General features: G+C 63.9%; 7 protein-coding genes. 3 read left to right on the top strand and 4 right to left on the bottom strand.

All coding sequences use genetic code 11. The features are described 5' to 3' along the window. The first annotated feature begins 14 nt into the window (after positions 1-14). The 3 genes from NQ519_RS08430 (at position 15) to NQ519_RS08440 (ending at position 5,739) form a co-directional block, all read left to right on the top strand. Positions 15-1,874 carry a class I mannose-6-phosphate isomerase gene (locus NQ519_RS08430; protein ID WP_019151597.1) on the top strand — a complete coding sequence of 620 codons (1,860 nt, stop codon included), beginning with the start codon at positions 15-17 and terminating at the stop codon, positions 1,872-1,874. Continuing rightward, positions 1,855-2,769, top strand: coding sequence for an ROK family protein (locus NQ519_RS08435; protein ID WP_019151596.1), 915 nt, complete (start codon positions 1,855-1,857; stop codon positions 2,767-2,769). The genes NQ519_RS08430 and NQ519_RS08435 overlap by 20 nt, the downstream gene beginning before the upstream one ends. A 138-nt stretch (positions 2,770-2,907) precedes the next feature. Beyond that, entirely contained in the window at positions 2,908-5,739 is a 2,832-nt protein-coding gene (locus tag NQ519_RS08440) for an FAD-binding and (Fe-S)-binding domain-containing protein (protein ID WP_019151595.1), read from the top strand. Between the two features lie 15 nt (positions 5,740-5,754). Here the strand turns inward: NQ519_RS08440 and NQ519_RS08445 are convergent, their stop codons facing one another. The 4 genes from NQ519_RS08445 to NQ519_RS08460 all read right to left on the bottom strand — a co-directional run bounded on the left by NQ519_RS08445 (position 5,755) and on the right by NQ519_RS08460 (position 13,973). Then, positions 5,755-6,702, bottom strand: a complete 948-nt coding sequence (locus NQ519_RS08445; protein ID WP_019151594.1) for an aldose epimerase family protein — start codon at positions 6,700-6,702, stop codon at positions 5,755-5,757. 2 nt (positions 6,703-6,704) lie between these two features. Then, the gene (locus tag NQ519_RS08450; RefSeq protein ID WP_019151593.1) at positions 6,705-8,864 is read right to left on the bottom strand and encodes a DUF6259 domain-containing protein; all 2,160 of its coding nucleotides are present in this window, start codon (positions 8,862-8,864) and stop codon (positions 6,705-6,707) included. A gap of 74 nt (positions 8,865-8,938) precedes the next feature. Continuing rightward, complete coding sequence (locus tag NQ519_RS08455; protein ID WP_019151592.1) at positions 8,939-10,825, bottom strand: RagB/SusD family nutrient uptake outer membrane protein; 1,887 nt, start codon at positions 10,823-10,825, stop codon at positions 8,939-8,941. A gap of 25 nt (positions 10,826-10,850) precedes the next feature. Beyond that, positions 10,851-13,973, bottom strand: a complete 3,123-nt coding sequence (locus NQ519_RS08460) for a SusC/RagA family TonB-linked outer membrane protein (protein WP_227901144.1) — start codon at positions 13,971-13,973, stop codon at positions 10,851-10,853. Positions 13,974-13,996 lie beyond the last annotated feature (23 nt).

The raw sequence follows: 13,996 nt of genomic DNA on the forward strand, positions 1-13,996 counted from the left end.
AAAACCGTATTTCTATGAGTTTCATGTACAACCCCTTTCCGTATGACGACCCCCGCGCCGTCAACCGTCCGGCACTCCCGAAGAAGACCGTCGGGGCGGTCGTCGCCGGAACCTCCAAGGCTGCCGCCGCCCTGGCCGGGGAGATCGCTTCCCGCCTGAAAGCCGCGCCCGGCAAAAACGTCGTCGTCGGGTTCGACGGCTACGCCACGGCCGACTGGACGCGGATGGTCAACCTGCTCTCGCAGCAGCTGCTGGGCAAAGGGATCGGAGTGGACGTAGCGGCGTTTACCGAGGTGCTCAAATCCGAGCGGGAGATCGCCGACATGATCAACCCCAATCTGGAATGGGACACCTCGAAGGACCCGTCGCTGCTGTTCGGTCGCCTGATCGAGCGCGGTTACGAGGATCTGTTCGACGCGTCGAAATTCGCGGCGTTCAGGCAGCGCCTCGAGGCACTCCGGGCCCCTGCCGCCGAAGGGCGCGTGCTGATCGTCTACGGCAGCGGATGCCTGGTCGAGGAGGTGCGCGGACTCTATGACATCAAATGTTATTTCGACGTGACGCCCAAGGAGGCGATCCTCCGCATCCGCCGCGGCCAGTTCGCCAACCTCGGCGACCGGGTGGCCGCTCCGGTCAACCGGGTGATCCGCCGCTGCTACTACGTCGATTTCGAGATGGGCGTGCGTCACCGCGGCAAGCTGCTGCGCGGCGAGCTGCTCGATTTCTACATGGCTTCGGACAGCCCCGACCATATCCACATGATTCCGATGGAGGCGTTGTCCGACATCTTCCGGGCGCTGGCCGGCTATCCGTTCCGCTGCAAGCCGGTCTATTTGGAGGGCGTGTGGGGCGGCACCTACGTCAAGAAGCTCCGCAACCTGCCCGACTCGATGCGCAACTGCGCGTGGGTCTTCGACCTGATCCCGATGGAGGTGTCGATCGTCGTCGAGGCCGGGGACGAAAAGATCGACTTCCCCTATTTCTCGTTCGTGCAGAAGGAGGGCGAGGCCATCATGGGCCGTCCGTGCGTCGAGAAGTTCGGCGGTTACTTCCCCATCCGCTTCAACTACGACGACACGTTCCACAGCAACGGAAACATGTCGATCCAGGTGCATTCGGGGGCCGAATACAATCAGAAGAATTTCGGGGAGCTGGGCCGTCAGGACGAGAGCTACTACGTGGTGGTGGCCGGACAGGACGCCAAGACCTTCGTGGGCTTCCGCGACGATGCCGACACCGAGCAGTTCATCCGCGACATCAAGCTGGCCGACACCGAATACAAGCCCGTGGACTACCTGAAATACGTCAGCTACGAGGATTCGAAACCCGGCTTGCAGGTGATGCTTCCCGCCGGGACGATCCACTCGTCGGGTCGCAACCAGGTGGTGCTCGAAATCGGCAGTCTTACGATCGGCTCTTACACCTACAAGCTCTACGACTACCTGCGCGCCGACCTCGACGGCAAGCCGCGCCCCATCCACACGTGGCACGGCGAACGGACGCTGGCCTACGAGCGCACGACCAGCTGGGTGCGCAATAACATCGTCCAGCAGCCCCGCACGGTGCGCGAGGGCGACGGCTGGGCCGAGAAGATCGTCGGCGAGCACGATTTGCTCTACTTCACGCTGCGCCGCCTCGAATTCGAGAAACGCATCGAGGACGACACCTGCGGCAAGTTCCACGTGCTGACGCTCGTGGACGGCGAACGCATCCGCATCCGTTCCGTCGCACAGCCCGAACGCTATTTCGATGCCGAGTATATGGATATGGTCGTGGTTCCCGCGGACATGGGCCGTTACGTGATCGAGAACCTCCGCACGGAACCCATCTGCGTCCACAAAACGATGCTGAAAGATGGGTTCGACAAGGAATAGCTGCCGCCTGCTGCTCGATGTCGGGGGAACGTTCCTCAAATCGGCCGTGGCGGACGCCGCCGGGCAGCTTCTGTCCGGGTCGGAGTTCAGCTGTCCGATTCGTTCGGAGGGCTCCCGCGAGGAGATCGAAGGCTCCCTGGCCGCTACGGTGGCCCGGGGCGCGGCCTTTGCCGCGGAGCGGGGCATGGAGCTCGCCGGCATCGGCATCGCCATTCCCGGACCGTTCGACTATGCGGCCGGCGTCTCCCGCATGACGCACAAGTTCCGCAGCATCTGCGGTGTCGATCTGCGCGGCGTGCTGTACGCGATGCCCGGCGTTCCCGCCGATGCGGAGATCCGTTTCATGCAGGACGTGAACGCCGCGTTGGCCGGGGAGATCGCCCGGGGCAACGCCGCCGGATACGGCGCCTCGGCGCTCGTGTCGCTCGGCACGGGGCTGGGCTTCGCCCTGAGCCGTGACGGACGGGTGCTGTGCAACCCGGCGGGCGGTCCGAAGGTGGTGATCTTCAACCTTCCCTACCGCGACGGTATTTTGGAGGACTACGCTTCGAAACGGGGATTCCTGCGCATTTACGGCGAGCTTGCGGGCCATACGGACCCGGCGCTGACGGTGGCCGATCTGGGCCGCATGGCCGGAGAGGGGGATGCCCGGGCCCGCGAGACCTTCGCAACGGTCGGGGGCATCCTTGCCGCGGCGCTCCGCGACCTGCTCGTCGAACATGGCGTCGAATGTCTCCTGCTGGGCGGTCAGATTTCGCGTTCGTTCGCCCATATGGAAGCGGCCCTGCGCGACGGACTGCGCGATGTCGCGGGGCTGACCCGCATCGCACCAGCGGAGCATATCGGCGAAGCGGCCTTCTACGGACTGCTGGCCCAGGCGGACGGCGTTTGCTGACATGCGGGCGTTGTGGAAAACCGTTCATTCGTGCGATTGTCTCCGAACCGGCGGGCATGTCGAAGTATCTAATTGTCTTCATTTTTTTATCTTTGCAGGAGAGGCGGCTGCCTCTCCTGTTTTCGAATCGCAGAGACCATGACTGAGAAACACCGCAGATTCCTGCGCGCCGTGCGCGCTTTTATCCCCCGCAAGCGGGTTTACACCGACTACCTGCGCCGGTTGGCGTGGGGCACCGACGCGGGATTTTACCGGCTCGTCCCGCAGATCGTCGTGCGCGCCGCCCACGAGGAGGAGATCGTCCGCATCATGCGGGCGGCCGCCCGGCTGGGCGTGCCCCTGACCTTCCGGGCCGCGGGCACGAGCCTTTCGGGGCAGGCCGTCAGCGATTCGGTGCTCGTGGTGGCGGGCAAACATTGGGAGCGTTGCGAGGTGCTCGACGGCGGCCGCGCCGTGCGGCTCCAGCCCGGCGTCGTGGGTGCGCGGATCAACGAGGTGCTGAAACCTTTCGGATACCGCTTTCCGCCCGACCCGGCTTCGATCCGAAGCGCTATGGCGGGCGGCATCGTGATGAACAACGCCTCGGGCATGAACTGCGGCACGCATGCCAACAGCGACCGGATGCTGCTCTCGGCGCGGCTGGTGCTGGCCGACGGCACGCTGCTCGACACGGGCGACGAGACGAGCCGCCGGGACTTTTCCCGGAGTCACGGGGAGTTTCTGCGCGCCGTCGAAGCGCTGCGCGACCGGGTTCGCGGCGACGAGGCCCTGACCCGGCGCATCCTGCACAAATACTCGATCAAGAACGTCATGGGGCTGAACCTGCTGCCGCTGGTGCGCTTCGACGATCCGTTCGAGATCATCGCCCACCTCATGGTCGGTTCCGAAGGGACGCTGGCGTTCCTGGCCGGGGTCACGATGCGCACCGAGCGCGAATACGAACACAAGGCCAGCGCGATGGTCTATTTCAGCGACATCGGCGAGGCGAGCCGCGCCGTCGTGGAGATGCGCAAGTTGCAGGACGCCGCCGGGGAGCGCATCGTGCACAGCGCCGAGATGCTCGACAGCAAGTCGCTGGCGTCGGTCGGCGATGCCACGGGCGAGGGCCTTACGGCCGTGCTGACCGAGACCAAGGCCCACACGCCGGAGGAGCTGGCCGCCAATGTCGCCCGCATCGGGGAGCTGCTGGGGCGGTTCGCGCTCTACGTTCCCGCACGGTTTACGGACGATCCGGCCGAGCAGGCGAAATATTGGGCCGTCCGTTCGGGCATCTTCCCGGCGGTGGGCGGCAGCCGTCCCGCCGGGACCACCTGCCTGATCGAGGACGTTGCCTTCCACATCGAAGACCTGCCCCGCGCCACGGCCGAATTGCAGGCGCTGATCGCCCGCCACGGCTACGACGACGCCTGCATCTACGGGCATGCCCTCGAAGGCAACTACCATTTCATCATCAACCAGTCGTTTTCGACCCCGGCCGAGGCGGCGCGCTACGAGGCGCTGATGAACGACGTTGCGGAACTCGTCGTCGGCAGGTACGACGGCTCGCTCAAAGCCGAGCACGGCACGGGGCGCAACATGGCGCCCTTCCTCCGCCGCGAGTGGGGCGACGACGCCTTGGCCGTGATGCGGGCCGTCAAGGAGTTGTTCGACCCTGCGGGATTGTTGAATCCCGGGGTGATCTTCAACGACGATCCCCGCTGCCACCTCTCCCATTTCAAACCCCTGCCGCTGACCGATCCCCTGATCGACCGCTGTATCGAATGCGGGTTCTGCGAGGTGAACTGCCTGACATGCGGGCTGACCCTCTCGTCGCGTCAGCGCATCGTCGTGCGCCGCGAGATCGCCCGGCTGAAAGCCTCCGGCGAGAATCCGCGCCTCGTGCGGGAGCTCGAACGCGGCTACCGTTACCCCGGGGAGCAGACCTGTGCCGGGGACGGGCTCTGCTCGACGAGCTGTCCCGTGGGGATCAATACGGGGGAACTGACCCACGCCCTGCGCGCCCTGAGGGTGCCGCCCGGGAGTGCGGGACATGCCGCCGGGGAGTTTGCGGCCCGCCGTTTCGCCGGGCTGAAAAACACCCTGCGCCCCGTGCTGACGCTGGCCGATGCGGCGCACCGGGTTCTCGGCACCCGGACGATGACCGCCGCCGCGAAGGGGCTGCATGCGCTGGGGCTTCCCCAGTGGCTGCCCTCGATGCCGCGGGCCTACCGCATGCCGGACGTGCTGCGCACGGCGCCCGAGCCGGAACCGGACAAAGTGGTCTATTTCCCGAGTTGCATCAACCAGACGATGGGCCTCGCCCGTGAAACCCCGGTCGCGGAACCGCTGGCCGAAAAGATGGTCGCATTGCTCCGCAAGGCGGGTTATGAGGTCGTTTTTCCCGAAAACATGGAACGCCTCTGCTGCGGCACGATCTGGGAGAGCAAGGGCATGGCCGACATTGCCGACCGCAAGACCGCCGAGCTGGAAGAGGCGCTGTGGCGCGCCAGCGGGGAGGGACGCTGGCCGGTGCTGTGCGACCAGAGCCCCTGCCTGCACCGCATGCGCGAGAAGATCGGCCGCATGAAACTCTACGAACCGGCGGAATTCATCTGGACCTTCCTGCGCGACCGGCTGGAGTTCCGGCCCCAGCCGGGACCCGTCGCCGTGCATGTCACCTGTTCGATGCGCCGCATGGGGCTGGACGGAGTGATCGTCGCGCTGGCGCGGCTGTGCGCCGACGAGGTGGTGGTGCCCGAGGAGGTCGGATGCTGCGGATTCGCCGGCGACCGCGGATTCACGCATCCCGAGGTCAACGCCTGGGCCCTGCGCAAACTGCGTCCCGTCATCGAACGCTCGGGCGCGAAGGCGGGTTATTCGAACAGCCGCACGTGCGAGATCGGGCTTTCGGCCCGTTCGGGCGTGCCCTACGTTTCGATCGTCTATCTGGTCGATGCCTGCACGACACCCAAAGAAAACCCCGGAGCCTGAGCCCCGGGGTTTTTCTCATACCAGCAGTTCGTAGTCGATGTGCCATACGCCCGTCTCCCCGGGAAAGACCCGGAACGGGGTGTAGGGTTCGAGGCAGGCCGCCGTGGGGCAGGCCCAGAAGACCATGTGCGACAGCTTTCCGCTGCCCGAAACCCGGATGCCCGCACCCGTGCGGAGGTTGCGGAGACTGAATCCGTACTCCCGGGCCTCGGGGTCCTGACCGTGGAGGTCGCCCATGAAGACCGATTCGCCGGGGTTCAGCGGACGGCTGAAAGCGATGCCGTCGGGCGTCAGCGCCACGCTGTCGTAAGCCTCGCGCCACGTTCCCTCGGGGCGGAACGGGAAATGGATCGAGGTGTCGGGGCCTGTGGCCATGCGGTCCGGCGTGAAGAAGTTGTGGTTGTAGACATGGCCTGTGAGCGGCGCGGGACCGAGGTTTTTGAGCGTGTACTCGATCCGCAGGCCCGGGGCGTCGGTCAGCCGCAGCGTCTTGCGGTAGTCGTAGCCGTATTCGTCGCTCAGCAGCCGGTGGCGGAACTCCACGCGGTCGCGCTCGGCGGTCACCTCCCGGATGCCGGGATCGGCGATCTCGTAGAGCCGGAAGCGGTCGTAGGGCTGGTCGGAGGACCTGCGCAACGTGCCGACCCCGATTTTGAGGAACTCCTGCCCGGGACGCGCCTGTTCGTAACCGATCTGGGTGAATTCGTCCGCGGGGCCCGTCAGTCCGTCGTGCCGCAGGGGATCGTGCCGGGGCTGCCATTCCGAGACGTAGCGGTGTCCCCGGCTGCGCAGGTCGCGCACGACGCCGCTCCAGTCGAAGCGTGTGCCCCGGTAGTAGCCGCATTCGGCGTCGGGGAGGCACACCACGGCCGAGACGTGGCGGTTGGCGATGCGCAGGGCGGGAGCCTCCGACACCCGGGTGCCGGAAGCTCTCGTCGTTGCATTCGGTTGCAGCTCGCGCATGGTTATTTCGTCTTTTCGTAAACCAGCACGGCGAGGTCGTATTGCCCCAGCGTCACTTCGCGGCCGTCGGCCGAAACCCGTGCGCCGCCCAGCGTCGAAGCCTCCGTGAAACGGTAGCCCGGAACCTCGATCGTACCCTTCACGGCGGCTCCCTCCTGCGTGCGGGTGGCCACTACGGCCATGCCGTCGCCGTTGGTGTAGGCGCGCGCCTCGATGCCGGGGTTCGACAGCGTGAAGCCCTCCGTGTCGCGGTAGGTGCCGACCAGCAGCAGGTCTTCGTACTTGCCCTTGATGGCGTTGACCTGGGCCAGATAAGCCTGATAATGCGGCGTCTTGTCGATCAGGTCGCGGCAGCGGTAGATCTCGATGTCGTTGCGCAGGCCCTTCAGCAGCGTGTTGTTCACACGGCGTTCGATGTCCGTGTCGTCGCGGATCTCGCGGTCGGAGATGATGATCTCGGGGAACGTGTAGCGGAACCAGTCGATGAAGCTGTACTTGCCGGCGGTGACCTGATAGATGTGGATGTAGTCGCAGTACTGCGCCGTGACATCGGTCAGCCACTCCGTGCCGAGCGCGAACTCGGGGTCGAAGCTGACGTTGCGGTCGCGGACCATTTTCAGCACCTCGGCCTTGTCGGCGATCACCCGCATGTTGGGCACCGGGAACTCCCGGCTCAGGTCCCAGTTGGTGGCGCGTTCGCCGTATCCGAGCTGGTCGTAGAAGACGCTGTTGGCACCGTACTCGCGGGCGCGGTCGGCCCATTCGAGCAGCATCTTGCGCCAGATCGGCGCGCGGGTGTCGGCCACGACGAACGTGCGGGCGTTGTAGTCGGCCAGGAACGTGCCCTGACCCGTGAAGCGGTACTGTTCGAAGAGCTCGGCGCCCGTGTTGTCGCGGTAGCAGATCTCCTTGCCCCGGCCGCTCTTGTAGAACTCGCTCTCGCGGTCGATCAGCTTGCCGTTGAAATAGAGCAGCACCTTGCCGCCGTCCTTCTTGTAGTCGGCGATGGCCTTTTTCCAGCCTGCGTCGCCGCCCTGCGCGGGATCGGCGTTGTAGTGGGGATTGCCGTGGTCCATGCCCGTCTCCCACCATCCGAAGGTGAAGACGGCGTCGGCCCCGACGCTCTCGCCGACATCCTTGATGCGGCCCGGCAGGTCGGTGTACTTGAACAGCAGTTCGCCGTACTGGTGGCGGAAGATGATCCGCTGCCAGCTGCGCATCTTCTTGACCCACATCGGCGCGTCGCGGTGGTCCCACCACGTGTCGGCCCAGCGGCGGTAGTGCTTCGAGGTCTCGTGCCACGAACCCGTGTAGGGGGCTATGACGTTGGCGTCGCACGTCCACGTTTCGCCGGCGAAGCAGTGCGGGAACTTGTAGAATCCCGATTCCAACCGCGTGAATTCGCCTTCGGCGTCGGGGTAGAGGCGCAGGCCGTGCCCCGTGTCCTGGAACGTCGTGTCGTGGCTGCCGAAATAGATTCCCTCGCTGTCGCCCACGTAGGCGAAGCAGTTCGAGGCCATGCAGCCGCCCGTGCCGCCCGTGACGGTGCGCATGGGGTATTTGGCGTCCATCTGGCGGAACTTCTGCGCCGGGGTCTTGTAGGGCGAAGCGTTGCTGTGGCGGAAAATCATGCCTTTGGGATTGTCGTACAGCTGGCCTCCGGTGTGGGTGAGCAGCAGCTTGTGGTCTTCGGGAAGCGCCATGCCGCCCACCAGCGGGTAGTGCAGTTCGCGGACGATCGTGTGGGGCTGGCCGTTCTCGATCTTCGACGCGAAACGCACCTCGTCGCCTTCGAGCGTGATGTCGAGCGTGAGGCGCATGTCGAGCTTCACGGCTTCGCGGGTGGTGAAGTCGGTGGCGTTCAGGCGGTCGTAGGTCAGTGTCAGCGTGTCGCCCCGGCGCGAGATGCGGGGCGTCTGCTCCCCGGGCAGCACCTCGATCTCCTTGGCCTTCTGCGTGTCGTAGTAGAGGCGCCAGAGATAGTCGCCGCCGGCGTAGTCCCGGCCGGTTTCGAGGTTCCTGATGCTGGTCAGGCGGCCCCGGTCGTCGATCGAGACTTGCAGTTTGTCGTTTCGGAGCGTGTGCTCTTTCGGAGCTGCCCCGGCGGCCGGGAACAGCAGGATGCCCGTGCATGCGAGCAGCAATTTCACCATTTTGTTCATGTGTCTCTTCGCGTTGTCGCCGCACCGGCGCCGGACGCCCCGCGAAGGGCGCCCGGCGGGTCCGGCTTTGTGAGTTAGTAACCCGGGTTGTTTTCCTTGATGTTCTTCATGACCTGCATCGTGGTGGTCGGGAGAGGCCACAGATAGCTCTTCGGAGCCACGAACTTGCACTCGGCGAGAATCTGTGCGTAGGCGTTGCTGTTGAAGAAGTCGGCGGCGCCTTTGGCCACGGGGGCCATGAAATCGACGCATCCGTCCTCGTCCACCTGAGGCACGGCCCCGTGGAACCACATGTTGTTGTCGATATAGGCGCGCTGGAGCTTTTGGTCTTTCTTCGGCAGTCCGATCCAGGGGCGGTTGAGCACCTTCTCGGCGATGCGCCAGCGCCAGATGTCGTACAGGCGCAGGTTCTCGAAGGCGAACTCCATGCGGCGCTCGGTGCGCAGGATCGTGCGGAGCTTGTCCTGCGACCGCTCGGTGATGGCCGGATAGTCGGAGGTGGCCGTGACGGACGCCTTGTAGGCGCGGGCGCGGACCTGGTTCATGGCGTCGAGCACCGTGTCGTCGATCTCGTTCAGCTCGATCTTCGCCTCGGCGTACATCAGCAGGACATCGGCGTAGCGCAGGATGAGCTTGTCGTTCTCGGGCTCGAACGGAGCCAGCCAGTCCTCATCGACGTGCTTTTTCAGCACCAGACCGTTGTAGGAGGCGTATTGGTTCGAGGTGCCCTGAATCTTGTAGGAGCGCGAGTCGTTGTTGACCACTTCCGCCCCTTCGCGCGAGCTGTACACCTTGTCCCGGTCGAAATGCGGGTCGAAGATCACGCCCAGATGCTGCGTGCCGTGCTCCACGATGGTATAGGTGCAGCGCGGGTCGCGGTGCTCGAACGGTTTGTGGGGGGCGTAGACCGTCGATTCGTCGATGGGCTTGCCCTGATCGTCGAGGAACGCGCAGAGGAGGTACCACGAAGGAAGGCAGGTCGTGCAGGTCGGGGCTCCCGACAGACGGGGCAGTTTGGCCGTGCAAGCCTGACCGCCGAGATACTGGTATTTCGAGTCGTTCGACAGCGCTTTCGAGCGGGGAATGTTGAAGATGCCCTCGGGCGAGTGTTTCGTGGCGTTGCGGAACAGCTGTCCGAAATCCGAATGGAGGGTGTAGGCATTCAGCTGCATGCAGTTCCAGGCGGCGTCGCGGGCCTCCTTGAAGAGCTTCTCGGCTTCGGCCGGATCGTCGTCGCCGAAACCGCCCCGTTCGGTCGAGTCCCATTTGCGGATCGACGCGAAGTGGAGGGCGAAGCGGGCCTTCATGCCGTAGGCCGCGCCGCGCGTGGCGCGCTCGATCTCGCCTCCGTAGGATACGGGCAGGATCGGCGCTACGTCGTCGAACTCTTTGAGAATGTCGGGAAGAACGGTCCACATGTCGCTGCGGGTCAGTTCGTAGGCGCTCTCGCGGCCCTGCTCGGAGTCCATGTCCATATCTTCCGGAACCACGACGGGATCGCCGAAGTGGATCATGATGCGGGCGTAGAAGCAGGCGCGGTAGAAGCGGGCGTTGGCCATGATGCGGTCGTAGCGGGCCTGTTCGATCCGGCCTTCGTGCTTGCGGAGCTCGGTGATGATCTTGTTGCAGCGGTTGATGCCCGTGTAGGTGATGTCCCACATGCGGACCGAGAGCGGATAATCGGAGTTCACGCCGTCGATCAGGAAACGGCCCGGGGAGTTGCGGTTCTGCCCGTCGTCGGTCAGCATGTCCAGCTCGGTCTGGTTGCCGGAGGTCCATTCGTTGCGTTCCATGGGCCAGTAGGTGTGGTGGAGCAGGGCGTTGAGGTTCAGTTCGAACTGCTCGGCCGTCTGGAACCACGAGCCGCTGGCCGCCTTGTCCCTGGGCGAAAGGTCCAGGTCGCTGCACGAAACTGCCAGGCTGCCGGCCAGGGCGAATAATGCGATTTTAATGGTTTTCATATGCTTTTCTCTCTTTGATGCGACGTTAGAATTTGAGCTGTGCGGAGAAGAGTACCGATTTGGTGATGGGATAGCCGGTGGTGCCGACCTCGGGGTCCCAGCCCTCGGGGAAGTGGCTGTGGGTGAAGAAGTCGGTGAGCGTCACGGCGAAGCGCAGGCTCTTGACGTGGATTTTGCTCATCCATTTCTGGGGCAGGGTGTAGCCCAGCGAGATGTTTTTCACGCGGAAGTAGGAGCCGTCGAAGAGCCAGTAGTCGGAGATCGCATAGTTGTTGTTCGCGCTGGCCCACGAATAACGCGGGTATTTGGCACGCTTGTTCTGTTCGATGGTGTTTTTACGGCTCCACGAATTCCCCCCCCCGATGTAGGTGGCGAAGTTATACCACTGACCGCGGAGCGGCTGCACCATCTCGTCCGTCAGATAGGAGTTGCGCTGGCCGACGCCCTGGAACGTCAGGTTGAAGTCGATGCCGCGCCAGGCCAGATCGACCGAACCGCCGTAGTTGAAGTGCGGGAGCGAGGAGCCTAACACCCGGCGGTCGTAGTCCGTCGAGATGAGCGGATTGTTCGGGTCGCCGTCGCCGAAGTTCCGGTAGCGGATGTCGCCCGGGGAGACGTAGGAACCCATGGTCGCCGAATTCGCAACCTCTTCGGGGGTCTGGTAGAGGCCCTCGCTGACGTAGCCGTACCACGATTGGTATTCCTCGCCCTCGCGGATGATCTTGCCGTTCGAGATGACCTCCTTGTTGCCGATGTAGCCCATCTTCGAAACGTCGTCCGAAAGGTTGAACGTGAGTCCGTAGCTGAAATCGCCGATGTTGTCGCGCCAGCCGAGGGTGATCTCCCAGCCTTTGGTGTTCATGTCGCCGATGTTGTCGTAGGGGTCCGAGAGTCCCATGATCGGGGCGATGGGGACTTGCAGGAGCATGTCGCGCGTCTTTTTGTAATACCAGTCGCCGGTCACCGACAGGCGGTTGCGGAACAGCGAGAGATCGACGCCCACGTCGAAGGTCGAGGTGGTCTCCCAGGTGATGTCCGTGACGATGGCGGCGGCCTGCGCATAGCCCGACAGGCCCGTCAAGGTCGAACCTGCGTAGCCCATCGTGTGATTGTTGGCCAGCACGGCCTGATAGGGGTAGTAGCCCTTGATGCGCTCGTTGCCCAGCTCGCCGTAGGAGAGGCGCAGCTTGCCGTGGTCGAGGACCTTGCGGGCGCCCTCCATGAATTTCTCCTCGGTGAAGACCCAGCCCGCCGAGGCCGAGAGGAACGTGCCCCAGCGGCAGTCGGGCGCGAAGCGCGAGGAGCCGTCGCGGCGGATATTGCCCTGAACGTAGTATTTCGACTTGTAGTTGTACATCAGGCGGCCGAAATAGGAGCGGCGGGCCAGTTCGTTGATGTTCTTCGAGTTGGCCGTGACGCCGTCGGAGTTGCCGGCGTTCAGGTCGGGGATCAGCGAGTGGGCGTACGACGTGTTCTTGGCCACGATCGTACCCTCCTGATACCAGTAGTTCTCGTAACCGATCATGGCGCTGAAGTTGTGGTCCTCGCCGAAGGTGTGCCGGTAGTTGGCATAGACCTGCGTGGTGTGGGCGAAGGTGTCGCCGCGGTCCTCTTCGAGTTCCGTGGTCAGGGCGCTGCTGATGTATTTCGAACTGGTGAGGCTCTCCTCCTGATAGCTGAAATAGGAGGTCTGGCGCTGGAAGTCCTTGATCTTGGTGTAGGAGAACTGGGGCGAGAAGATGCCCGTGACGGTCAGTCCCTTGACGGGGGTGATGTCCAGCTGGAACTTGGCGTTGGCCAGGTACTTGTCGCTCTCCTTCTCGCCGGCCGACATCAGGGCTGCATAGGGGTTCACGCCGTCTTTGCCCGGGGCATAGCGGCCGTCGCTCCATTTGGCCTGATAGATGGGCGGGATGTAGCGCATGCGATCCGACGGCGATGAATGGGGGTTGAGCTGATCCACGTAGCGCAGCGAAATGTCGGCCGAGGCTTTCATCCACTTGAATACCTGTATGTCGTTGTTCAGACGGGCCGTGTAGCGCTTCCACGAGAGGTTCTTGCGGAACAGGCCGTCCACGTCGTCGAAGCCCAGGCTCAGCACCGAGCTGCGCTTGTCGCCGCCCGACTGGATCGTCAGGCTGTGCGAATGGCGCACGCCCACGTCTTTGAGTATCAGATCCATCCAGTCTACGTTCGGATAGAGGTCCGGATTCTCCCGGTTGAGCATCGCGTAGTTCTCGACGTATTCGCGGGAGTAGTCCTGATACCAGCCTCCCGAGGGCAGGTCGTTGTAGCGCAGTTCGTTGACCGCCGCCATGTAGTCGCTGGCGTTCATGTACTCGGGTTTCTGGGACTGGAAATCGAGTCCGAGCGTATAATTATAGGTGACGCTCGCGCCCGACTTGCCGGCCCGCTTGGTGGTGATCAGGATGACGCCCGCCGCGGCCTGAGAACCGTAGATCGAAGCCGATGCGGCGTCTTTCAGGACGGTGATGTTCTCGATGTCGTTGGGATTTACGTCGTCGATCGAGCCGGCTACGCCGTCGATCAGCACGTAGGGGTCGGACGCGCCGTCGGTCATCGAGGTGATGCCGCGGATGCGGATCGTGGCCGAGCCGCCCGGCGCCGAGTTGGTGCGGGTGACCGTCACGCCCGGCATGGCGCCCTGAAGGGCCTGCGAGATGGTCGGGGTCTGACGGTTGAGGATCGCTTCGCCTCCGATCGAGGAGAGCGACCCCGTCAGGTCCTTTTTCCGCATGGTGCCGTAGCCCACGACGACCACTTCGTCCATCGAGGTGCTCTCCTCCTGGAGCACGATGTCGAACGACGTGCGGCTGCCGATGGGCAGGGTCTGGGACTTGTAGCCCAGGTAGGAGACGAGGAGCGACGCATCCGCGGCGGGCTTTTTGGCCAGCCGCAGGGAGAAGTTGCCCTGAGCGTCGGTCGTTACGCCCTGCTGGGTTCCCGAGAGAATGATGGTAGCGCCGGGAACCGGCTCCCCTTTCTCGGTCTTTACGCTTCCCTGAATGGTGAAGTTCTGGGCCGAAGCGTACGATGGCGAAAATAGAATCGCTGCCAGAAGCGCACAGAAAGCCGCGATCATCCGAAAATCGCACTTTCTTTGAAATTCATCGTAACTTTTTTTCATCTTTTTAGAATTAGTAGTATATT

Source organism: Alistipes senegalensis JC50 (genome assembly GCF_025145645.1).
GTDB classification, from domain to species: Bacteria; Bacteroidota; Bacteroidia; order Bacteroidales; family Rikenellaceae; genus Alistipes; species Alistipes senegalensis.